Genomic DNA, 24980 nt, shown 5'->3' with positions numbered 1-24980 from the left:
TCATTACAAATAAGATATGGAAATCAATGATGTTGTTAGGAGATTTTTCTCTCCTAACAACATCATTGATTGATAAAATATGGATAAATAAATTTGGATTTCAACATAGAAGGACCTCGCAATCGCTATTCAAAACCTGCTTAAACGAGGTCCTGAAATAAATTCAGGATGACGAGTTTAACTTATAATAAACGAATGTGCATTATAATAAATGAGTGTGCCTTATAGTAAAAATGCCCTGTAGAAAACTCTACAGGGCATTTTTTATAATGTTTAAATGCTAACATTTAATACTAATCCTTATTTCTTCTGCTGAGAAAGGAAAGTTACAAGCGAAGCAAGTTCCTCATACGATAATGAGTTAGCTAAACCTGCCGGCATCATCGATGAATCCATTTCTTTACGTGATAAAATATCACTTGCTTTAATAGTGAAAACTTCACCGGCAATATTACGCATCACAACCTTTGCAGCTGTTTCTTCAGTAATAAAGCCCATATAAGTTTTATCACCTTTAGCAGAGATCATTACCGTAGCAAAACCTTGCGAAATTGAAGCACTTGGCTTAAGGATAGATTCAGCAATTTGCTCACGATTCATAATTGAACCGATCTGACCCATAAATGGACCTTTCATTTTTTCGCCTTTGCTGATGCTATGACAAGCAATACATCCCTGACGGGTAAATAATGCTTTACCTTTAACCGCATCACCATCTAATTTGTTGATAGCCAATAAAACATCCTCGATTGATGATTTACCAACCTGACCTTTTTGATTCTTGATCTTTTCAAGATCTACTTTAGGCTCTTCAACAGCAGCAACTTTATCTTCAACACCAAATGCAGCAATATCCATACGGTTACGCTCATCTAAGTCAGTAAAGAATTGTTTACCGTTAGCATCTGCTTTTTCCCATTCTCCTTTTAAGAAGCTCTCAATAGCAGGAGAAGCTGCCCAAACAACACCTTTGTAGTACGGGCCATGAGAATCTGGTCTTGTTCCCCACCACCATGAAGCATCATAAACATCTTCTTTTTTATAAAGACGAGCTAAAGTAATTAAGATCTGTTTCTTTAATTTATCGTCAGTAGATTTCTGATAAGCATTAATTAAACCATCAACAGCTTTCTGATCGTGCATGTAACGTAAAGTCCACAATGCAATAGTTGAGTTTTCGCCATTAATAGCAGCAACAGTAGCATCAACAGCTTTAAGATTTACTAATGCCTGAACAGCTAAGTGAGGTAACACGATAGCAGAGTTAGGCGTAGCATGAGGGCCTTCAACATTTTTAGCCGGTTGTACAAATGATGCAGGAACTTTAGTCTGCAATAGGGCAGAAGCAGTTTCTGTATGACCTAAACGACCTAAACCAATAACTGAAATTGCCTGAACACGCGGATTAGCATCTTTAAGACCAGCTAAGAATGGTTCAGTTGGAACATTTTGTAAGTTGTTTTTACGATCAGCAAGCGCTCTTAAAGCGAATTCTCTGATGTTATCTTCTTTAAGAAATGTTAATAAAGTAGGAATTCCATCAACTCCTGCAGCTTGTGCGTAAGTGAAAATACCTGCAACACGCACTTCTAGAGGAAGTTTTTTGTTAGAAGCAACTTTTAAAGCAGCAGCAGTACCTTGTTTACTAGCACGTGCAATTAACTCTTGCGAAGCGCTTAAACGACCTACAGCACTTGCTGATTTAAGCAATTCTGTTAATTCTTTAACTGAAGCTTTTGCTACGTTTGGAAATGCTTTATAAGTAAAATTGTTAGGCACAGCACGAACTACATAACCTTTGCTTGGGCTACCAGAATAACCAGCGCCATCCCATGCAGCAAGATAAAGTCGGCCAGAACCATCTACATCTAAATCTGTAATTTGAGGAAGTTTAATAAATTCTTCTTCTTTTTGAGTGAAAGTAGGACCATCAGCTGTAACCCTGTGGATATACAACATACTTCTTCCCCAGTCAGCCATCATTGGTACATTGTTGTATTTTTCAGGCCAGTTTGGCTCGCTCATATATAATGCGCCAGTACCAGAACCACCACCAACATCTACAAGAGCTGGTAATATCTCATCAGTAAAATGTTGAAACAATACAGGATATCCGTATTCTCCAGATTGGATATGGTGTGAGAAGCGCACATTCCATCCACCACCATCATTAGTGTTTTCTCTAGTGAAAACATTCATTAAAGGGTCAATAGCAACATCGTAAACATTACGAGTTCCATGAGTATATACCTCCATTTCAGTTCCATCAGGACGAACGCGAACAATACCGCCACCCAACATGGTCATTTTTTTACCAGAACGATCTACCGCATCATGGAAACCAAAATCACCAACTGCGATGTAAATCCATCCGTCGATCCCCATTCTAATTCCATTTGTAGCATGGTCAGTTCCACGTTCTTGAATGTATTTAGCATTACTGATGTGCTCTATAAGAGGTTTGGCAGGGCCATCAGCCTTACCATCACCATCTTTATCTTCAAAAACTACCAGGTCCATACCTGTAGCTTTACCTGTTTCTTTAGAGAAAGTAGTGTGTAATACAAAAACCTTATCCCCTTGAGCAATAATACCACGAGGGTTATCAACCATAGCAAATTCTATGTGCTGATCCATTTTGCCATCATTGTCTTTATCAATTAATTTAAGGATGCGACCTTTATTAGGATCTTTACCTAAAGATCCAATCATATCAACGCCAACAAAAACTTCACCGGTTGCTGCAACGGCTAAACAAGCAGGACTGGGTGTAACATCAGGCCCTGCAAACGGAGTGATTGTTAATTCAGGTGGATCAAAAGAAGTGGCTTTAGGTTCGCCAAAAAAGCTTTTTAGTCCCAGGAACAATACCAGAGAATAAATAAGACTTAAAGAAAATTTAATCATTTGTGTATTCTATTAGGTGTTTACTATAAGTGTGTTATTGTTTAGCTACTCTTTTTTCTGCCATTAGTTTCTGCACTACCTCTTTTAGTTTAGCAGGGTTTTTGGCATACTTTTCTAAGTTGATGATTTCAACTTTTCTGAAATCGATTGGATGGCTTTCGCTTTGCAGTGAGATAGAACCGCCTGTTAAAAGCTTACCTTCTTCAGCACCACCAACCGGATCTAATTGAGGTCTGTTGTAACGCAATACTTCTTCGCCATTTACATAATGTACAATTAGTGAATCGCCAAGGGCAAGTACTTCAACACGTACCCATTGCTCGCCGTTGAAAGTTTTCGAACTAGATTCGATACAGTGCGTTTTAATCACTTTACCATCTTTTACAAACTGTGTACCCGGAGTACAAAGATTTGCAGTAGGACGCTCGCCATTGCCTGCGCCGCCTAACAACTGAACCTCGATAGAATTAGGGAAGTCCTGATCTTTTTTCATTGTTTTTTGGTCCTGACCATGAATCATGATACCACTATTGCGGTATGCCCATCCTGCGCCACCTTTAACCTGTTCGCCTCTAAAGCGATATTCTACTCCAATTAGGTAATAAGAGTAAGGTTTTTTGTAAAACAAGTGGCCGTATTGCTCATCAAAGTCGGTATACTTGTCGTATCTAACCTGGATATTTCCGTCCTTAACACTAAAAGTGTTCCCGAAATTATCATTTAGATCATGCTTTCTAATCTTAACATCCCAGCCATTTAGGTCTTTTCCATCGAAAAGCTGCTCCCATTTTGGGTTTGGTGAAGACTGTTTAACTGAACAGCCGAAGAAAACAAGGGGTAAACTCAGGGCAATCGCCACCCTGATCATTGAAGAAATGAAGTTTTGTTTCATTATTGTGGTTTATGTGTAGGTTTTTCAGCGTAAACTTATGAATAATCTTTTTTACGTAGGGGTATTTTGTTATTTCTGCTTATACTTTTGTTAATTTTTATAATGTTTTTAAGAATAGAGGCGTCAATATCTTGATTATGTTACAATTGTGATGTTGCAGCCCCTCGCTTTTTTTTATACTTTGGCGCTCTTAACCGAATCAAACCTACCGTGCGAATTAACCTCTTTTTACTTGCTTGTTTCTTCTGTTTATCTCTTTCAGCTCAAAAAAAGAACGATGCTTACCAATTAAAAATCAACAAAGCTTCATCAACCATCAAAATAGACGGTGCAATAGATGAACAGGCATGGCAAGATGCCGATGTAGCATCCGATTTCTATATGATTTTGCCAATGGACACCAGCTACGCAAAAGTGCGCACCGATGTACGGATGACTTACGATCAGCAGAACCTTTATTTATCAGTAGTAAACTATAATGGTGCACCCGGATCTTATATGGTGGAATCTCTGCGTCGTGACTTTTCCTTTCTTAAGAATGACAATTTTATCATGTTCATGGATCCTTTCGACGATCAAACCAACGGTTTTGCCTTTGGTGCCAATGCTGCGGGAGCACAATGGGATGGTCTGATGTACGACGGAGGAAAGGTAGATTTGAGTTGGGATAATAAATGGCATTCTGTTGTAAAAAACTATCCCGATAAGTGGGTTTTCGAAGCTGTAATCCCTTTTAAAAGTATCAGATATAAGAAAGGTATAACCAAATGGGGAATAAACTTTGGCAGGAACGATCTAAAAACGACCGAGAAAAGTAGCTGGGCACCAGTGCCAAGACAGTTTCCTTCGGCTTCTTTAGCTTATACGGGTACATTGGTATGGGATATGCCTCCGCCAGATCCGGGCACCACTGTTTCTTTAATCCCCTATGCACTTGGTGGCGTTATTAAGGATTTTCAGGCAGGTAAGCCCGCAACATGGCGTAAAGATGTAGGGCTTGATGCAAAGGTGGCTGTTACTTCTTCCCTAAATCTCGACCTTACTGTAAACCCCGATTTCTCGCAGGTAGATGTTGATAAACAAGTAACCAACTTAGATCGATTTGAGTTGTTTTATCCTGAAAGAAGACAGTTTTTCCTGGAAAACGGTGATCAGTTTACCAATTTCGGATATTCAGGTATTCGCCCTTTCTTTTCCAGAAGAATAGGATTGGGGGTGCCTATTAAATTTGGTGCGCGTTTAAGTGGTAAATTAAATAAGGACTGGAGACTGGGTGTAATGAATATGCAAACGGAAAAGCAGGGCTCAACGGCTTTGCCTGCTCAGAACTTTACGGTAGCGGCCTTGCAGCGTCGTGTGTTTGCCCGCTCTAATGTTGGCTTTTTGTTGATCAACAAGGAGTCTTTAAACTATAATCCAGGTGATTTGGCACCTGGTACAGCCACTTACTCCAAGTACAATAGAAACTTCGGGATGGAGTATAATCTTGCTTCGGCAAATAACTTCTGGACTGGAAAGGTAATGGTACTTAAATCTTTTAGTCCCGGAAAAAATGGTAAAGATTGGACACACGCTGCCAATCTGCAGTACACGAGTGGTAAATGGAATATTAGCTGGCAGCATGAATATGTGGGGCGTAATTATACTGCCGAGGTAGGTTATGTGCCACGTCAGGGTTACATAAAAATGGCGCCTCAGATTACACGTCTTTTCTTCCCTAAAAAAGGACCGGTGCTGAGCCATGGCCCTCAAATTTCATCAACCAATTTCTTTGACGAGAATATGCACCGTACCGACAATGAACTATTGGGCTCTTATGGCGTGGTATTTAGAAGTAGAAATACACTTACTGTATGGGGGTCTGGTACTTATATTAAATTGTTGCAACCATTTGATCCTGTAAGTACAAAAATAGATACGTTGGTAGCCGGAAGTGAACATAATTGGAGTACTGTTGGTGTCGATTATGCTTCTAAACCTTCGAGCCTATTCACTTATACCTTAAACGCTCGCTATGGCGGATACTATGCCGATGGTAAACGATTAACCTTGGGTGGTGAATTTGGCTACCGTTTTCAACCTTATGTTAGTATTGCGCTGAGTGCAAACTACAATAAGTTGGATATGCCGAAACCATGGGGGTATAACGATTTTTGGTTGGTAGGGCCAAGGTTGGATGTGACTATGACAAATACATTGTTTCTTACCGGCTTTGTGCAATACAATGAACAAATGAAGAATATGAACGTAAATACCAGGTTCCAATGGAGGTATCGCCCTGCATCTGACTTGTTTATTGTATATACTGATAACTATTTGCCAGAGCCTTTTGCTGTGAAAAACAGGGCTTTAGTAGTGAAATTAGTGTATTGGTTAAATATTTAGCAAATCTTCATCAAATCTTCATAATTGGTGAGTACGTTTGTGATGAGAGCGTTAATTTAAATGACCTGCAGCATTAATTTGTTGCGGGTTATTTTATGCCTTGTCAATAGTGCTTTCATAAAACAACTTACAAAGTTTGTTTGTTAGAGTTAAGCCAATCTCTTTGAGATGTTTAAAATAAATCATCCCCTCAAACTCCCTTTTTGGAGGGAGGTAGCCATTGTTGCGATGACTTGTGCACTGTTTTGTCTTTCCTGTACTGCTAAACGTAGTTTTACTTCAATTCCACCGGTTAAACTAAACAAAGCAGTCACTCCAGTTATAAAACAGATAGATAGGATTGATGTAGCATCCGAATTTAAAAAGGTTTTTGAAGCCCGACATCTTGCTTTTAATTATCCGGATCGGATAGATTCTTTTTATAAAATCAACAATTATCAGCCGGTGCTTGTGCCAAGGTTTATGCCGAAACATGAGCTACAAACTTTAGAAGACTATTTAATGAACGCTAATCTTCATGGAATAGCGCCAGACGTTTTTTCGGTAAGTCGTTTGAAAGATCTGTTGGAGAATTACGGTAATAAAAAAACTCGGACAAAAGAACGGGAGGTTTATCGGAATACTATGGAGTTGGAGTTGCTTGTGGCAGATGTGATGATTAAATATAGTACAGCCATGCAGTTTGGCCTTGTTGATCCGACAAGGGTTTACACAAATTATAGCACGCCAACGCTTAGACCCGATAGCACAAGTGTTATGCAGGTATTTGAAGTAAGGGATATTAAAGCTTATCTGGAGAGTATACAGCCAAAGGAGCCTGATTACCTCGCATTGCAAAAAGCGCTTAAAGCAGAAACTGGAGTAGAAAATGATACACTATATCGTGCGTTGGTTGTAAACCTGGAGCGATTAAGGTGGAAGAATAAACCCGTAGCTGGGAAGTATGTTCTGGTAAATATTCCGGAGTTTACATTGAGTGTAATAGATAGTGGAAAACCGGTGCTTAGTATGAAGGTTTGTGTGGGAGAGCCGATCCCGAATAAGGAAACTCCGCAATTGGCGAGTATGATTTACAGCGTGCAGGTTAATCCAGTTTGGAACATTCCAGAAAGTATTGCTGGCAATGAAATCATTAAATATGCAAAAAGGAACAGGTACTATTTTGCCAACAATGACATCAATGTATATAGAAATGGTAAGCAGGTTTATGATCCTGAATCTATAGACTGGAAAACTGAAGAAACAGGTGCTTATTCTTTTAAACAGCAACCTGGTGAACAAAATCCTCTGGGCAGGATCAAGTTTTTATTTAATAATGAGAGCAGTGTTTATTTGCATGATACTCCTGTGCAGTCGCCATTTAAGCAAGATGTAAGGGCGGTAAGTCATGGGTGTGTTCGTGTGGAACAGCCTTTGAACTTAGCTTATGCGTTATTTGGTAAAGGGGATAAGTTTGATCAGATTAAGAAAGCAATGGCCAATGGTTATCCGAAAGCAAAATATATAGGACTGCCGGTTAAAATACCTGTTTGGATTAACTACTGTACGGCTAAGGTTGATGAAAAAGGGAAAGTCCATGTTTTTAAGGATATTTATGGTTTGGATGATGCTTTGTATAGGAAGATATCTTTTCCGTTTTCTCAGCTTTATTAGTGATTCTGTAATTTTTTTGCGAGAATGCCATGATGTTTAGTCTTATTTTTGCCATAAATTCATTTACCCTTATTTTTTTTGATTTGCTAGGGGCATCTTTGCCACCAATTATAATACACAAATCATTTTTTAGGGTAAGGCTCAGGAAATCTTATCGGTAGAAATAAAAACAGAAACAATAATAATGATTCAAAGGTTAGGTAAAATTCTCGTTTCAACTCGTACCACGGGTGTGATGTTGTTGCTTTATGCTTTTTCTATGGCAATGGCCACTTTTGTGGAAAATGACTATGGCACATCAGTCGCTAAAGCACTAATTTATGACTGTTGGTGGTTTGAATTGATTATGGTAATTCTGGTATTGAATTTTATCGGGAATATTGGCAGATACCAACTTTTGCAACGTAAAAAATGGCCTTTGTTGGTGTTTCACCTTGCATTTGTGCTCATTTTTATTGGTGGTTATATCACCAGATATATAAGCTTTGAGGGTTCGATGCATATCCGAGAAGGCGAAACTAGTAAAGACATTATATCAGATAAGACCTTTATTAAGGTGCAGATAGGTAAGGGTGATGCAGCATTGGCATATGATGATGTGCCTGCTAATTTAACTTCTAACCGCATTCCGGTGTATTTAAAGCCTTTTAAAAAGACGTTTACTTCTGAGTACGATTATAACGGAGAGCGTGTTAAGCTAAAGGTTGTCGATTTTTATGCAAGAGCGCAGGATTCATTGGTGCGCGGTACTACTGGTAAACCAACCTTACACCTTGTTGTACTCGAAAATGGTAAACGTGTAAATAAATATATTCCTACGGGTGGTGTGCAGTTGATGCAGAACATGTTGGTTTCTTTTAATAAAGAAACTCCGGGAGCTATTAATATATCAGATGCAAGTGGTGCACTTCAAATTTCTTCGCCATACGAGGGTAATTATATGATTATGGCTACTCAGGAAAGAAAACCTGTTGTTGGTAATAATGTTGCTCAGCCTTTCAATTTAAGAAGTTTGTATACTTACGGCGGACTAGCATTTGTTGTTCCTGAACCTGCAATACCGGGTCGTATTATGTATTTTGAGGGAGATAAGAGGACTCATGAGCATGATTTGGATTTGGTTAAAGTACAAATCACTACACCAACTGCTGTTGATACGGTTTCGTTTTACGGCGGAAAAGGAATGACAAATTTCCAACATCAAAGTGAAGTTGGTGGGTTAAGGATTTCTATGGCTTATGGCTCTAAGATATATAAAGCGCCATTTGAATTGAAATTGGTAGATTTTAAGATGGAGAAATATCCGGGTAGTAATAGTCCGGCTTCTTACTCTTCTGATGTAATGATTTTGGATGGGGCTAATGAAACGCCGTATAAAATATTTATGAACCATGTATTGGATCATTCGGGTTATCGCTTTTTTCAGGCAAGTTTTGATGAGGATGAAAAGGGTACTATTTTGTCTGTAAACCACGATTCGCTGGGTACAAACGTTACTTATGTTGGTTATATTTTACTTTTCTTAGGCATGTTTGTTACGTTGTTCTGGAAAGGGACTCACTTCTCGAAATTGAATGAGCAGTTAAAAACGATCTCTAAATCGAAAGCATTGTTATTGTTGCTTTTCTTCCTGCCTGTTGGCGCGGCTTTTAGTCAGAAGATAGATATGCACGGTACGGATGGTGCAACTACTCATATTCATGAAAATGGTGAGGTTCACGATCATAATCACAATGTTGTACCAAGTGCGGCTAATGCTGTGATGCCTGGTGATAGTGGCACATCTGAGCACAAACATGAGCATAATGATACGCAACTGTTTTTGCCGACTAAAACTTTAGATCCGGTACAATTTGCTTCGTCTATTAAAATAGATGCAGCTCATGCTGATAAATTTGGTCATTTATTGGTGCAAAATATTGACGGTAGGATAGAGCCGGTTAACACGATGGCGTTGGAAATCCTTAGGAAATTACACCGTAAGGATCGTTTCCATACCTTAAATGCTAACCAGTTTTTCTTGTCTATTTCGACCATGCCTTTTAACTGGATCAACGTTCCGTTGATTAAGGTAAATACTAAAGGTGGTCCTGATTTGCTTAATACTGTGAGTGCGAATCCTGAAGGTTATACTTCGATGGTAAATCTGATAAAGATTAATCCTGATGGCACTGCTGAGTTTAGATTAAAAGACGATTATGCAAAGGCTTTTGCTAAGAAACCGGCTGAGCAGAATAGCTATGATAAGGATGTAATTGATCTGAACGATAAGTTACAGGCTATGGAGCAATTGATTTATGGTCAGTATTTACGTGTTTCTCCAATTATTGGTGATGCAAATAATACATGGATTGCTATGACAATTAGTGATTTGGATAGTATTTCGGTTAAGCCAAGTGCTATTAGTCGTTATGTTAAGTCTGTAAATGAGGCGCAGGTATCAGGTAACTGGTCTTCGGCTGATGCAGCGTTAAAAGATATTAATGATGCACAGCAAAAATATGGCAAGAATGTAGTGCCTTCACAGTCGAAAGTTGAATGGGAGATCAGTTATAATTCATGGAATATATTCCTGAATTTGATGATTACTTATGCGATTTTAGGGGTGGTGATACTTTCGCTTGCCTTTATGAAGCTGTTTAAGAATTCTAAATCGCTAGATACACTGGTTAAAGTGGTTTTAATACTGATCGGCATTGCCGCTACTTTGCAGGCTGTTGGTTTGGGCGCTCGTTGGTATATTTCGGGGCATGAGCCTTGGAGTAATGGTTATGAAGCGGTATTGTTTATCAGTTGGATAGGTGTTTTGTCTGGCTTGCTGATGTATAGAAACAGTAATGCATTTATACCTGCTGCGGGTTGTTTAATTGCAGTTATTTTGATGGGATTTGCGCATGGTGGTTCTCAAATGAATCCTCAGATTACTCCGTTGGTTCCTGTGTTAAAGTCGTACTGGTTGATGATCCACGTAGCAATTATTACTTCTAGTTATGGTTTCTTTGGGTTAAGTGCATTGATTGGTACAGTTGTTTTGATACTTTATGTGATTGATAACAATAAAATTAGTGCAAAGGTTAAGGCTTCGATAACTGAATTAACAATTGTTAATGAGATGTCGTTAACGGTAGGTTTGTTTTTACTTACTGTGGGTACGTTTTTAGGTGGTGTGTGGGCAAATGAGAGTTGGGGCCGCTATTGGAGCTGGGATCCGAAAGAAACATGGGCGTTTATTTCTGTTATTGTTTATGCGTTTGTATTGCACGTTCGTTTAATTCCGGGCTTAAGAAGTAAGTACTTGTTTAATTTGCTGTCGCTGTTGGCCTTCTCTAGTATCATCATGACTTACTTTGGGGTTAATTACTACTTAACTGGTTTGCATTCGTATGCGCAGGGTGATCCTGTACCGATTCCTTCGTGGGTTTATATTACGCTGGCGGTAGTTTTTGCTTTGGCATTTGTTTCTTATAAAAGGTATAAGGCCAGGAGTAAGAAGTAATCTCATACCTTTAAGTTATGAGTAAGATTTATTCAATAGCAATATATCCCTTTGGATCTGTAATGGATGAGGTAAGGGCTTTGAAGGACGAGCTTGCCTCTTTAATTGGTTGGTATGGCAGTAGGAATTCAAAAGCCCATATAACAATTGGTGAGTTTGAAGCAGATTTAGAAGGGAAATTGGACAGTATTAAATCCCAACTACGTAAACTTTGCGAGACTGAATTCCCTCTAGATTTAAGATTTGATCACGTAGGTGCATATGAAAAAGGAACAAATAGTGTAATTTGTATATTGCCGGACAATGAATCTGAAACTATACTGAAGCCACTTATGAAGAGAATTCAGAAAGGTCTAAAAGTTAAGTTGACTTATAACAGTTCTAATCCTCACATAACAATAGGTAGAAAGCTAGATGAAGAAAAATTATCAGTAGCAAATACCTTATTTAAGGACAAGAAAATAAAATTAAACTTTTGCTGCGACAGAATAGTTCTTCGTGTTCGTGAAGGTAATAGTCAATTTTTAGTAATTGAAGAGTTTGTTTTTCAAAGCAAACCTAGCTCGTCCTCAGATGAGCAATTGTCAATGTTTTAGGTATATTATCTTTGAGTTAGGATAGTTAAAAAAACATCTTGTTTTTTCGTATTTTTGTAATGAGCAGATCGATGTTTAAGTGATTTAATCGTAATTCTAAGGCATGAAGCACGAAAGAAAAATAGTTATGGTAGTTAATCAGGTTAAAATGGAAGATGAAGATCGTCTTGATGTTTTATTCTGGCTTAGTAGACCTGTTTCGGAGAGATTATCTGAAGTTAGTCGCCTAAGGAAAAATTATTTTACATGGTCAGATGGCGAGTTTCCTGAAAAAATTGAGAAGGTAGTGCACCAAAGGAAATTATGATCTTCGAACAGGATTTTATTGATTTTATAGAATTGCTCAATCTTCATAAGGTTGATTATATGATAGTTGGTGCTCATGCACTTGCATATCATGGTCGCCCGAGACATACAGGAGATTTAGATATTTGGATTAAACCTAGTGCTGAGAATGCATCAAAAATGATCAAGGTATTGAATGATTTTGGTTTTGGGTCTTTAGGTTTAACTGAACAAGATTTTTTAAAAGAAAACTATGTTACTCAATTGGGATATCCTCCTCTAAGAATAGATATCTTAAATGCAATATCAGGAGTTGAATTTGATGAGGCTTATATAAATAGAGTGGACGGTGAGGTAGATAATCTTAAGGTTAACTTTATTAATGTCAGTGAGTTTATCAAAAATAAAGAAGCCTCTGGGAGAAAAAAAGACCTTGGGGATATTGCCTCCATAAAAAAGGGAAAGATTTAGCTTTTAGGTTGTTATAGCATATTTGGTAACATTCTCGTATATTAAGAGTCTGATTATTAAATTGTTTAATATGAAACCCCTATTCTCCTTTCTTATCGTTTTCAATTTGTTATGCGGTGTTACTTTTGCCCAGCAAACTCAGGAAAAATATATCAACGAAATAAAGTATCTGCTTTATTTACCTGAAAACTATAACAAAGATGATCAACAAAAATTTCCTGTGGTATTGTTTTTACATGGAAGCGGTGAGCGCGGAGATGATGTAAGCAAGGTGGCTGTAAATGGCTTGCCTAAGCTGATCGCCAATGGGAAACAGTTCCCTTTTATAGTTGTGTCGCCACAAGTTCCTGAGGGAGAACGTTGGGAAAGTACCGACTTGATGCGCCTGATGAAGGAAGTTAAGAAGAAATATAGAATTGATGAGGATCGTTTGTACTTAACCGGTTTAAGTATGGGGGGGTATGGCAGTTGGGATATGGCTATGAAATACCCTAATATGTTTGCTGCAGTTATACCTATTTGTGGGGGTGGGGATGTATCTAAAGTTTGGACCATTAGACATACACCAGTTTGGGTTTTTCATGGAGGTAAAGATAATATCGTTCCACTTAAACAGAGTCAGGATATGGTTGATGCTTTGAGGCCTGTTAATCCGGATGTTAAGTTTACCGTTTTCCCTGAGGATGGTCATGACAGCTGGACTTCTGCTTACAACACGGATAGTTTGTACACCTGGATGCTGGGCATCAAAAAGTTTAAATACAGCAAGGTTCCTGTAGATCAGAAAATATTGGATACTTATCAGGGTTCTTATTATAATGATCTAGCTAATGATACATTGAAAATAACCGTTGCACCAGGAGTAGTTACTATGATTAGGAAAAAAGGGGCGATTGAGCTTAAGCCTTATGCAAATGATAAGTTTTTTGTAAATGAAAATGATCCGGTGGATGCTGTGTTTTCTGGAAAAAGCCGAAAAATGGAGCTACTAATAAATGCTGACAGACAGTATATCTATAAGAGGATTGGTGATTAAAAATTACAGTTGTTATAAGTGATCATTACCTGTTTAATGTTAAAATTCCTTAAGATGATGTAAGAATTGCTGAATTTTTTTGAGCTTTATTTAGGTATCATTGAAGAACTTTTTACACTAAACCTGTATATCACAAAATGAAACCACACAAGAAACAAATTTATGCACTATTTATTTTCCTGCTATTTCAGCTCAGTCTCACTGCTCAGGTTAAAAAAACAGGGCAAGTCGTGCAGGACTTAAAACTGTGGGATAATAAGCCTGCCAAAGATTGGATGACTGAATCTTATCCGATAGGTAATGGCAGAATTGGCGGGATGGTTTTTGGAGGGGTTAGCCAGGAACATATTCAGTTTAATGACAATACCTTATGGTCAGGAGATGAAAACGACAGGGGAGCTTACCAAGCTTTCGGTGATATATTCATTGATTTTGAGGGTAGGGATTCGAGCTTTACTAGTTATAAAAGGGAGCTTGATCTGAATACAGCTTTACATAGAGTTAACTATGTAAAGAACAATATTAAATTTAACAGAGAATATTTCTGCAGTTTTCCGAGCAAAGTAATGGTTCTTCGTTATACGGCCGATAAAAAAAATGCTTATTCGGCTGTTATTGGGCTTAAAGATGATCACGGAGCACAAGTTTCTGTTGATGGTACAACTTTAACTTTTACCGGACATCTTGGGAATGGTATGACCTATCAGGCTACTGCTTTAGTAAAAATAGAAAATGGCTCGAGCAGTGTGGTTTCGGATAAAAATGGAAGCGCAAAATTGAAGGTTACTAAGGCTGATGCTATTACCATAATCTTTACAGCTGCAACAAATTATAGTAATAAAAGAGAGTTAAACTGGAAAGGAGAGGAGCCTGGTGTCAGGATCAAGCAGATCTTAAATCTGGTTGCTGCTAAGCCATATAAAACGTTGTTGGCTGATCATGTGAAAGATTACCAAAACTTGTTTGGTAGGGTATCATTGAATTTAGGTGCAACAAGTGCTGCTAACCGAAGTTTACCAACAGGAGCACGGGTTATCAATCATAATAAACAAGCAGATCCGGAATTAGAAGCGTTGTTGTTTCAGTACGGTAGATATTTGTTGATTGGTTCTTCGCGTAAAGGTGGGTTGCCAGCCAACTTGCAAGGATTGTGGAATAATAGTTCAAATCCTCCTTGGGGTAGCGACTATCATTCTAACATCAATATTCAAATGAACTACTGGCTTGCTGAACCGACTAATCTTTCGGAATGTCATGTTCCATATCTGGATTACGTAAATAGCATACGTGAAGTTGCGAAACTACACACCAGGAAAGAATATGGTGATGTACGCGGATGGACAGTGAAAACAGAAAACAATGTTTTTGGAGGTGATAGCTTTTTATGGAATACTCCAGGCAGTGCATGGTATGCACAAGCGCTTTGGGAACATTACGATTTTACTAAGGATAAAAACTACTTAAAGACATTTGCTTATCCAATTTTAAAGGAGGTTTCTGAATTTTGGGATGACCATTTAAAGAGAAGACCAGATGGGACGATAGTGGCTCCAAATGGTTGGTCGCCAGAGCATGGCCCTAAAGAAGATGGTGTGTCGCATGATCAGCAGATTATTTACGACTTGTTTACCAATTATATTGAAGCAGCAGATATTTTAGGTATTGATGGAGATTACAAGGCTCATATTGCTGACTTGAAAAGTAAGTTACTAAAACCAAAAATTGGTAAGTGGGGACAATTACAGGAATGGGAGACTGACCGTGATGACCCAACTGATAAACACAGACATGTTTCGCATCTTTATGCATTGCATCCTGGAAAACAAATCAGTATTACACAAACTCCTGAGCTTGCTAAAGCAGCTAAGGTAAGTTTGTTAGCACGTGGTGATGAATCGACAGGGTGGTCTATGGCTTGGAAAATGAACTTCTGGGCAAGATTACAGGATGGTAACCATGCTTATGTTATCCTTAATAATTTTATTAAGCTTGCTGGTGGATCTGGTACTGACTATAACGGAGGTGGTGGAATTTACAGCAACTTGCTTTGTGCACATCCTCCATTTCAAATCGATGGTAACTTTGGCTATACTGCCGGCGTTGCAGAGATGTTGTTGCAGAGTCAAACGGGAGAGATTCAATTGTTGCCTGCTTTACCTGATGCATGGGTAAATGGTGATGTTAAAGGTTTAAAGGCAAGAGGTAATTTTGAAATTGTTGATATGCAGTGGAAAAACGGAAAGATTGTTAAGTTGTCTGTTAAATCTTTATCTGGTGGAGATTGTAATCTTCGCGTTCCTAATACTTTAAAGTCGGTTGTTGCAGTGAAAAGCAGCAAAGATGAGAATGGATATAAGTACGGATTTAAAACTGTAGCCGGTAAAGTTTACAGTTTTGTAGGTCAGTAATTAATAAAGACAGGACGGTGCATGACACATATGTCGAATTAATTACGGATAATAGTGAGTTTTTTGGGCTTTTCCCGAAAACTCACTATTAAACCGAATATGAAATTATGTGTTAAAAAGTTGCTGCAATTCTTTGCAGTATTTGCTCTCTTGTTTGTTTTTAATCTTACTGTTTTTGCTCAAAAATTAAGCGTTAATGACCTTAAGGTTGAGCATCTGGAAGATCCTTTAAGTATAGAAACCCTAAAACCGAGGTTTAGCTGGAAGATAAATTCGACAGTGAAAAATACCTTGCAATCGTCTTATGAGATTAGGGTAGGTGCAAATAAAGCTTCAGTTAAGGCAGGTAAAGATTTGGTGTGGAAAGCGAGTGTTTCTGGTGATCAGTCTGTATTGATAGATTATGCCGGAACTGAGTTGCAATCGAAGAAGAGATATTACTGGCAAGTTAGGGTAAAGGACAATCACGGCAATACTTCGGTATGGTCTGAGCCACGGCTTTTTCAAACAGGTCTGGTAGATTCTGATTGGACTGCACAATGGATAACTGTATCTGGAAAGGATACTTCTAAGGTTAGTCCGCTATTTAGAAAAGAGATTTCATTAAAAAAAGAAGTTAAGTCGGCCACGGCTTATGTTACTGCTAAGGGCTTATATGAGGCTCAAATAAATGGTAAACGCATCAGTGATAGTTATTTTGCACCGGGCTGGACTAGTTATAATAAACATCTTCAATATCAGGTATATGATGTTACTGCTTTTCTGAAAAAGGGTAGTAATGCAATAGGTGTTACCTTGGGTGATGGATGGTATAAGGGGCATATCGGTTTTGCAGGTCAGCATAATTTTTATGGTGATACCAGAGCACTGCTTTTTCAACTTGAGATAGAGTATTCGGATGGAAGCAAGGAAACTGTGCAAACTGATGATCAATGGAAATCATCTAATGGACCGATTTTAGGTTCTGATATTTACAATGGTGAAACTTATGATGCAAGATTTGAGAAACAGGGGTGGGCTTTAGCCGGATATAAGGAAGATCAGAGCTGGACAGGGGTAAGAACTTTAAGTAAAGGCAAGGACCAGTTAGTGAGTATGAGTGGTCCTCTTGTTAAAAAGCATGAGCAGTTTAAGGCTTTAAAGATTATTAAAACACCAAAAGGTGAAACAGTTGTTGATTTTGGACAGAATTTGGTGGGCTGGGTTCAGTTGAAAGCCAGAGGTGCTGCCGGAACAAAAATAACGCTTAGTCATGCTGAGGTACTGGATAAGGAAGGTAACTTTTATACGGTTAATTTAAGGTCGGCAAAACAACAGAATAACTATATTCTTAAAGGTGCTGGTGAGGAAGTTTTTGAACCTCACTTTACGTTTCAGGGTTTTAGGTATGTGAAGGTTGAAGGTTATCCCGGAGATTTGAAGGAAAGTGATCTTACTGCTATTGCTTTGTATTCTGATATGAAAACTACAGGTAAGTTTACTACTTCTAATCCGTTGTTGAATCAATTGCAGCATAACATACAATGGGGACAAAAAGGGAACTTTGTTGATGTGCCTACGGATTGTCCGCAACGTGATGAGCGCTTGGGGTGGACTGGTGATGCGCAGGCTTTTGCCGCCACTGCAGCTTACAATATGGATGTTGCAGGCTTTTTTACGAAATGGCTTAAGGATGTAAAATTAGATCAGTTGCCGAATGGTAGTGTTCCTTTTGTAGTTCCAAATGTTATTGGTGATGGCTCATCTGGCGCAGCAGGATGGGCTGATGTGGCAACTATCATTCCTTGGGATATGTATGTGGCATATGGTGACAAAAGAATATTGGAAAGTCAATATGAAAGTATGGTGGGGTGGGTGAAGTTTATGACTTCGGCCTCCAAAGACAATCTTTGGAATACAGGTTTCCACTTTGGTGATTGGCTTTTTTACAGACCTGATGATGATAATGATGGCAGGGCAGCCGTTACTGATAAATACATGATTGCCCAAACATTTTATGCACACTCTACTCAACTGTTGATTAATGCTGCAAGGGTTTTGGGTAAAAAAGACGATGAAGCAAAGTATACTTCGCTTTTAGCTGATATTAAAGCAGCGTATGTAAAAGAATATATGACTCCTAATGGGAGGTTGATTTCGGGTACTCAAACGGCTTATGTATTGGCCTTGCAGTTTGATATGTTGCCTGAGAATTTAAGACTAAATGCTGCCGGACGTTTGGTGCAGAATATTAGAGATTATGGTAATCACTTGACCACAGGTTTTCTTGGAACACCTTATTTATGTCATGTGTTGAGCAAGTTTGGATATGATAATGTTGCTTATGATCTTTTAATGCAGGAGACTTATCCGTCGTGGCTGTATCCTGTAAAGATGGGTGCTACAACAATTTGGGAGCGCTGGGACGGTATTAAGCCAGATGGTAGTTTCCAGACTCCAGATATGAACTCCTTTAATCATTATGCGTATGGTGCAATTGGTGATTGGATGTATAAAACTATTGCTGGTATTAATGCCGTAGCTGATCAGCCAGGTTATAAGTATATTGTAATATCGCCAAAACCAGGTGGTAAAATTACGAACGCAGCTGCTGAATTAGAAACTGTTTATGGTACAGTGAAATCTTCGTGGACGTTGGAGAATGGATTGTTGAAGCTAGATGTTGCCATACCTGCTAATACTAAAGCAAAAATCGTGTTACCAGGAAATACTCAAGAGATTGGTTCTGGTGTTTATCATTTTGAAAGTAAGATTTAAGAGGGGGTGATAACGAAAATAGGGTGTCCAAAAAGGTTTAATTACTATTTCATTATGCTCATCATCATACTGAAATAAATTCAGAATGATGATTTAGCCTTTTTGGACACCTCCTTTTAAAAATATGAATATTCAGATTCAGGATAGCCTTTGGGGAATTTACCATAAACATTGTAATAAGCTTGAACCTTACCACTTTCTATACATTTAAGGTTTTTTAGACGATCTATTTCTTCTTCAAAGGAGTCTGCAATTTCGGGATATTCCCCTAAATGTTGAAAGCTATCATGGACATGCGAATATGACATAAATTTCAAAAACTTTAGTGGAACAATATTTCCATATACATCTGAGCCTCGTTTTTGTCTTTTAGCGTCGATACTGAGAAAATGATCATTCTCGTCATAATCGTCCCAAATCTTTTGGCGCTCGTGTATTTTAAGCAGCCTATATTTGAGGGCTTCTTCTTCTAACTCTTTGATTTCGTTATACTCATCATCATCATCTAGTTCTTCGTCCTCTAATTCTTCCTCATCCGGCATTGATTCGTTTCTCAGTTGAAGTAGATTTTCGTTTTTATATTCCCATTCTAAACCTTCATCCTTTAATGCTCTGAATATAAATTCGTATATAGGTATAAGATCTATTGATTTAATGTCTGGCATTGCAAAATAACTGTACTTACTTAGATAATCTTTTTCAAGTATTTTAAGATCATTTATCAATTCTGAAAGCTGTAAGTAATAAGATTTTTCAGGGCCTAAAGTCATAGATTGAAGGTTTGAATTGTATACCACACAATAAGTAGTAAAGATATGGCGTATACAAACTTTCATTATGAACATCAATTCAGCTGGCATGCCTTCTGGTACTGGCTTAAAGCACATTTTGAAATCCTCAAATGACTTAAAGTGATCTGGCCAAAGCATGAGCAAATTTTTGTGTCCGTAACTTATTGCTCTACGGTTTTGTTTGTATTTTGAAGCTCGGCGTTTACGATATAAAAGATACTCTTCCTCGAGAGATTTTGGTTTCATAAAGTTGAACTTGGAATTTTCAATTCCATTTGGAGTTAGTTCCTGAAGGAGTTTCGGTATGGATAGAATTAGTTTTCCGATCAATACCCGTGTTTTGCTATGAGGAGCAGGTGTGTAGATTGACATGACGTTAATTGTTAAGTTAGTTTGAACTAAAATAACAAGAATTAATTATACGAACAATGGGGGAAGGCTATTGTTCAATAAATTTATTTGCATGTAAGGTGTTGTAACGTAGGTTTTTAATGTGTTTTTTAGGGGTAAAAGAAAGAGGAGTGTTGTTAAGCACCCCTCTTATTATTTCCAGATCAATTTATAATTCCGGATAATTGCTATTTAACATCAAACCATAGCTTAGTAGTAAGTAGGTCTGCACCTTGTCTGGCTACTGCGGCTTTGTAGTTTACACCGTTAAGTGATTGCTCACGCCCCGGGTATATAAATCTTACCGGTAGTTTTCCACCTAATGTACCGGCAACTGCTGGTGCAAGTTCAGGATAGTCAAGTCTTCTCCACTCAGTAAAGGCTTCTAACCCCTGACCAAATAGAGCGATCCATTTCTGATCTCCAATAGATTTTTTGTAGTTAGTAGCGTCGTATTTTACTGCTGGGAGATTAGTGTAAGTTGTGATGGCTCCTTCTGATATTCCATATTGTCTTAATGATTCTTCTACAGCTTGTTTATAAAGTGCCGCTGCATTTTCAGTACTAAAACCACGTGCGGCTACTTCTGCACGGTCAAACAATACTTCAGAATAGCTGATGATAACTGCAGGGGCAGATGGAGCAAGGAAATAAGCACCCGGTTTAGATGTTTTGTTTAATCCAAGGCTATTGGCATCACTTGTAAGCAAACCATTTGGAACACCAACATAAGTTTCTGGTGTAGCATCTTGAGTTGGACTAGCAAATATTGGTAGGCGAGGATCGCTTAAGCTTTTCAGTTTATCTACTATTGTTTTGCTGATTCTATGGTCGTTACGTGTATCAAAGGTATTGCTGATCGGGTTTTGATTTGGAGAGGTTGAATATACCAATTGTGCTATTTCAGCATTGCTGCTAATGAAATCACCACCTTCAGCTTTAATTTCAGCAAGTACAGCTTTGGTTTTTTCCGGTTCACGATCTGCTATACGTAAAGCAATACGTAATCTTAGCGCATTTGTGAATTTCTTCCAACGATCAATCTTTCCGCTGTAAATGATATCGCCTGCAATTGCTTTACCATCTAGCTTTAAATCAGCTTGTGCTGATTTCAAATCTTCAAGTAATCCGAAATAAACATCTTTCTGTGTATCATATTCGGGGGTTACAAATTGCTTTATCTGAATAGATTGAGAATAAGGGATATCGCCATAAGCATCTGTCAATAAAAGGAATGTCCATGATCTTAATACTTTAGCTACACCTCTGTAGTTGGTATTCTGTTGCGCATCGGCTATCTCAATTAGTTTGTTAAGATTGATAATGCCTTTTGTGTAACCGGTAATCCATAAGTCCTGAAGGTCTGTGTTAGCAAAGATGTAACGATCTGCATCAGTGTATTGTATTTTTGACCATTGTTGGATGAATAATAGACTTGAGTTGATGTTGTTGGTCCCCCAGTATGCATCAGTAGTGTTTTTTATTGCACCAGTTAACAAATAATCAGGCAGTGGATTTTCTGCAGCATTAGGGTTTTTATTGATATCTGCCAGCTCATCTTTGCAAGAGGTGAAAGAGGTTGCTATGATTGCAGAAAATAGGATTGGAATATATTTGAATTTCATGATGTTCTAGAATTTGAAGTTAAGGTTAAAACCAAATGATCTTGTTGTTGGAAGTGTTAAGCTTTCCAGACCTTGAGCATTTCCTGTATTTAATGCAGTTTCAGGATCGATGTTTGGCACATCTTTATGGATAATCCATAGGTTACGTCCTACTAGTGAGAATGTAGCATCCTGCAAGCCAATCTTTTTAACGAATTGAGAAGGAATGTTGTAGCTTAGTTTTACCTCTCTTAGTTTTATATAAGAAGCGCTGTAAACAAATTGCTCATCTGCTTTGGTTGTAGCTTTGTAATACTCTTCGGCAGGAATGATTTTACTGTTCTTTGTGCCATCGGCCAATACGCCATCAAAAATCATCCCGTCGTTAAATGTAGTGCCACCTGCCGTGTAGGTAAGTCCACCATTTTCAGTGTTTCTTCCTCTCATAGTGCTTGCAAGTACTCCTGTGTAAGTTCCTGTAGAGTTGGTTCCTGAGAATATTTTACCACCAATTCTGGCGTCGACAAGGAAGTTTAAATTGAAGTTTTTGTAAGTAAAGCTATTTGTGATTCCACCTACCCAGTTTGGTGTAAATTTACCAAGGATTTGTTTTGATGGATTAATAACAGGTGTGCCATCAGCACTTACCACAATTTGTCCTGCTGCATCACGTTGATAAGCTGTTCCGAAGAAAGTTCCGTAAGGTTGGCCTACTGCTGCCAGTACATCTAAAGTTCCACTTGTACCAATGTTGTAACTGCTAATAAGTCCTTCTTTATCTAGCTCAGTAACCTTACTGCGGTTAAGTGAGTAGTTTAAATTGATGTCCCAGCTGAAATCTTTTTGTTTAACAGGGGTTAGTCCAAGCTGAATTTCTAAACCTTTGTTGTTCATGCTTCCACCGTTAATTAGTTTCTGTGAATATCCGGTAGCCGAACTAACATCAACACTTAAAATTTGGTTGATACTGTTGGTGTTGTATACACTTAGATCTAGCTTAATACGGTTATCAAACAATCCTACTTCAAAACCAGCTTCTGCTGATTTGGTAATCTCAGGTAGAAGATTTGGGTTTAACGCTAGTGGATTTGCTGATTGTTGAGGGTTTCCGTTGAATGGAGTTGTAAAGCTATATGTATCAGTAAGTTGATAAGGGGCTGTTGCTTTACCTACTTTAGACCATCCTCCTCTTACTTTAGCAAAGCTAAGTACATCATTTTTAATGTCGAAAGCTTCAGTAAGAATTAAACTTCCGTTAACAGAAGGGTAGAAGTAAGATAAATTTGGTTTTGGTAAACTAGAATCCCAATCGTTACGTGCTGTTACATTGATGTAAGCATAGTCTCTAAAGCCTAATTGAGCTGATCCAAAGTAACTATAGGTTTTAAGTTTGCTGTAAAAGTTTGAAGATACTAACGGGTCTCTTGAGTTACTTAATGTGTACAAGCCGTTTACAGCTAGTTTAGTTGCTTTTTGATTGTTTTGTTCGAAGGTTGAAGTTCTGATATTAGCTCCAGCCAAAACATCTAATGAGAAGTCTGAGCTTAGTTTTTTAATGTATTCTAAACGACCTTCTGTATTGTTTTCATTAACTGTATATGAATCTTCTTCATATGAACCGAATGGTGTACCATTTGTTCCATAAGCAATTTTGATCTTTCTACGGTCTGTGTAATAATCATTTCCTGTTCTGAAGTTGGCTGATAATGCGCTAGTGATTTTGTAATTCAATTCTGCACTACCAATGATACGATCACGTTTCTGACCAACTGTATTTTCATAAGCAATGAAGTAAGGGTTGCTATAGTAACTGTTGTTCCAGTTAAAGTTGTTTCCGTTTTCGTCTTTATAGTTTTTAAGCTTGCTAATGTCTACTTGTCTTCCGAACCATGTAAATTGAAGCATCGGGCCTGTTGCACGTTTTCCACCGGTAGCAGGCAGGTTATCTGCATTGCTTTTGATGTAGTTTGCTGATGCGTTTAATGTTAACTTAGGTGTAATTCTGTAAGTGGTGTTTAATAATAATGAATTCTTGTCTTGAGAAGAGTTTGGTAATATACCGCCTTGAGTAAGGTTGTTGTAAGAGAATCGGATATCTTGTTTTTCTCCTGATCCGGCAATAGCAATACCATTATTAAGGGTATAACCTGTTTCGAAGAAATTTTTAACGTTGTCTGGATGTGCGATAAATGGAACTGCAACACCTTTGGAGTCAAATTGAGGGATTAAACGGCCATCTAATGCTGGTCCCCAGCTTTCATCAACACCGTCATTTATGCCTCCGCCTTTTCCATCAACAAAGCTAAACTTGCCACTTGTACCTTGTCCGAAAGAGTTTTGATAATCAGGTATGGTTAGCAAGTTTGAAAATGTTGTATTTGAGTTAACGCTGATACCTAGTCCTTTTTGTCCTCTTCCTGTTTTAGTTTTAATAAGTATAACACCTGCTGCAGCGCGTGATCCATATAATGCTGCTGCATTTGGGCCTTTTAGTACACTGATAGACTCTATGTCTTCTGAGTTAATATCTGAAATGGTGTTTGCAAAATCTCTTGAGCCACCTGTGCCAAGGTTTTGTGAGTTATCAACAGGAACTCCATCAACAACAAAAAGTGGTTGGTTGTAGCCTGAGATGGAAGTTTCTCCACGGATGATAATTCTTGAAGAACCCATATCACCCTGACTGCTGGTAGTTTGTACACCTGCAATTTTTCCTGCCAGTGAATTGACTATGTTGGTTTCTTTTGCTGTTGATATATCCTTAGATTTTAGTTCCTGAACTGAGTATCCAAGAGATTTTTTCTCTTTGGAAATGCCAAGGGCTGTAACAACAACTTCACTTAAAGCATTTGCGGAAACATCAAGCTTAATATTTAGTGTAGTGCTTGCAGCTGTAACGGTTACTTCTTTTGTGGTATATCCGATATAGGAAACATTTAATATATCATTAACATCGGCAGTAATAGAGAACTTACCGTTATTGTCGGTAGTGGTTCCTGTTTTTTTGCCTTTTACGGTAATTGAGGCCCCTGGGATGGTCTCTCCATCTGGGTTACTTGTAACAGTACCTGTTATTTTAACAGATTGTGCCTGTACAGTTTGTAGGAAAAAAAAGGATAAAAGAATCCCTACAAAAAATTTGTATGTTTTTAACATTTGAATTAAATAAATGGGTGTATAATAAATTCTTTTAGTTGCACTAGATATTGCAGCAGTGCATTCGTTTTTGACCGGCCATAAAACCGGCAGAGGAGTTGTTAGGTGGAGATGAGCAGCGCATTTCTTTTTGGTGTACTTTCTGTGTCATGT

Annotated in this window: 14 protein-coding genes; 9 read left to right on the top strand and 5 right to left on the bottom strand. The window is 38.1% G+C overall.

Features of this window, described 5'->3' with window-relative positions; translation table 11 throughout:
- Positions 1–300: 300 nt before the first annotated feature.
- Complete coding sequence (locus tag HQN83_RS24210; protein WP_173094178.1) at positions 301–2907, bottom strand: DUF7133 domain-containing protein; 2607 nt, start codon at positions 2905–2907, stop codon at positions 301–303.
- 34 nt (positions 2908–2941) lie between these two features.
- Positions 2942–3799 carry a 3-keto-disaccharide hydrolase gene (locus HQN83_RS24205; RefSeq protein ID WP_173094176.1) on the bottom strand — a complete coding sequence of 286 codons (858 nt, stop codon included), beginning with the start codon at positions 3797–3799 and terminating at the stop codon, positions 2942–2944.
- A gap of 210 nt (positions 3800–4009) precedes the next feature.
- Here HQN83_RS24205 and HQN83_RS24200 point away from each other — a divergent pair, with 210 nt between their 5' ends.
- From HQN83_RS24200 to HQN83_RS24160, 9 genes are all read left to right on the top strand, one after another.
- Complete coding sequence (locus tag HQN83_RS24200) at positions 4010–6184, top strand: DUF5916 domain-containing protein (RefSeq protein ID WP_173094174.1); 2175 nt, start codon at positions 4010–4012, stop codon at positions 6182–6184.
- A gap of 168 nt (positions 6185–6352) precedes the next feature.
- Positions 6353–7837, top strand: coding sequence for a L,D-transpeptidase family protein (locus HQN83_RS24195; protein WP_173094172.1), 1485 nt, complete (start codon positions 6353–6355; stop codon positions 7835–7837).
- Between the two features lie 184 nt (positions 7838–8021).
- Entirely contained in the window at positions 8022–11333 is a 3312-nt protein-coding gene (ccsA, locus tag HQN83_RS24190; protein ID WP_246254578.1) for a cytochrome c biogenesis protein, read from the top strand.
- Positions 11334–11350: 17 nt separating this feature from the next.
- Positions 11351–11929 carry a 2'-5' RNA ligase family protein gene (locus HQN83_RS24185; protein ID WP_173094170.1) on the top strand — a complete coding sequence of 193 codons (579 nt, stop codon included), beginning with the start codon at positions 11351–11353 and terminating at the stop codon, positions 11927–11929.
- Between the two features lie 103 nt (positions 11930–12032).
- Positions 12033–12236, top strand: a complete 204-nt coding sequence (locus HQN83_RS24180) for a hypothetical protein (RefSeq protein ID WP_217277465.1) — start codon at positions 12033–12035, stop codon at positions 12234–12236.
- A complete protein-coding gene (locus HQN83_RS24175; RefSeq protein ID WP_246254577.1) occupies positions 12233–12685 on the top strand; it encodes a hypothetical protein in 453 nt (150 codons plus the stop codon). Before HQN83_RS24180 ends, HQN83_RS24175 begins: the two co-directional genes overlap by 4 nt.
- A gap of 70 nt (positions 12686–12755) precedes the next feature.
- Complete coding sequence (locus tag HQN83_RS24170) at positions 12756–13721, top strand: carboxylesterase family protein (RefSeq protein WP_173094168.1); 966 nt, start codon at positions 12756–12758, stop codon at positions 13719–13721.
- 137 nt (positions 13722–13858) lie between these two features.
- On the top strand, positions 13859–16129 hold the full coding sequence (locus tag HQN83_RS24165; protein ID WP_173094166.1) for a glycoside hydrolase family 95 protein: 2271 nt from the start codon (positions 13859–13861) through the stop codon (positions 16127–16129).
- A gap of 99 nt (positions 16130–16228) precedes the next feature.
- Complete coding sequence (locus tag HQN83_RS24160; protein ID WP_173094164.1) at positions 16229–18886, top strand: glycoside hydrolase family 78 protein; 2658 nt, start codon at positions 16229–16231, stop codon at positions 18884–18886.
- Positions 18887–19002: 116 nt separating this feature from the next.
- Here the strand turns inward: HQN83_RS24160 and HQN83_RS24155 are convergent, their stop codons facing one another.
- The 3 genes from HQN83_RS24155 to HQN83_RS24145 all read right to left on the bottom strand — a co-directional run bounded on the left by HQN83_RS24155 (position 19003) and on the right by HQN83_RS24145 (position 24827).
- On the bottom strand, positions 19003–20049 hold the full coding sequence (locus tag HQN83_RS24155) for a hypothetical protein (RefSeq protein ID WP_173094162.1): 1047 nt from the start codon (positions 20047–20049) through the stop codon (positions 19003–19005).
- Positions 20050–20255: 206 nt separating this feature from the next.
- A complete protein-coding gene (locus tag HQN83_RS24150; protein ID WP_173094160.1) occupies positions 20256–21692 on the bottom strand; it encodes a SusD/RagB family nutrient-binding outer membrane lipoprotein in 1437 nt (478 codons plus the stop codon).
- Positions 21693–21698: 6 nt separating this feature from the next.
- Positions 21699–24827 (bottom strand): SusC/RagA family TonB-linked outer membrane protein, encoded by a 3129-nt coding sequence (locus HQN83_RS24145; RefSeq protein ID WP_173094158.1) that lies wholly within the window; start codon positions 24825–24827, stop codon positions 21699–21701.
- Positions 24828–24980 lie beyond the last annotated feature (153 nt).

The organism is Pedobacter foliorum (assembly GCF_013266735.1).
GTDB classification, from domain to species: Bacteria; Bacteroidota; Bacteroidia; order Sphingobacteriales; family Sphingobacteriaceae; genus Pedobacter; species Pedobacter foliorum.
Note: the sequence above shows the minus strand (reverse complement) of the source record. Positions and strands in the feature narration are given on the sequence as shown.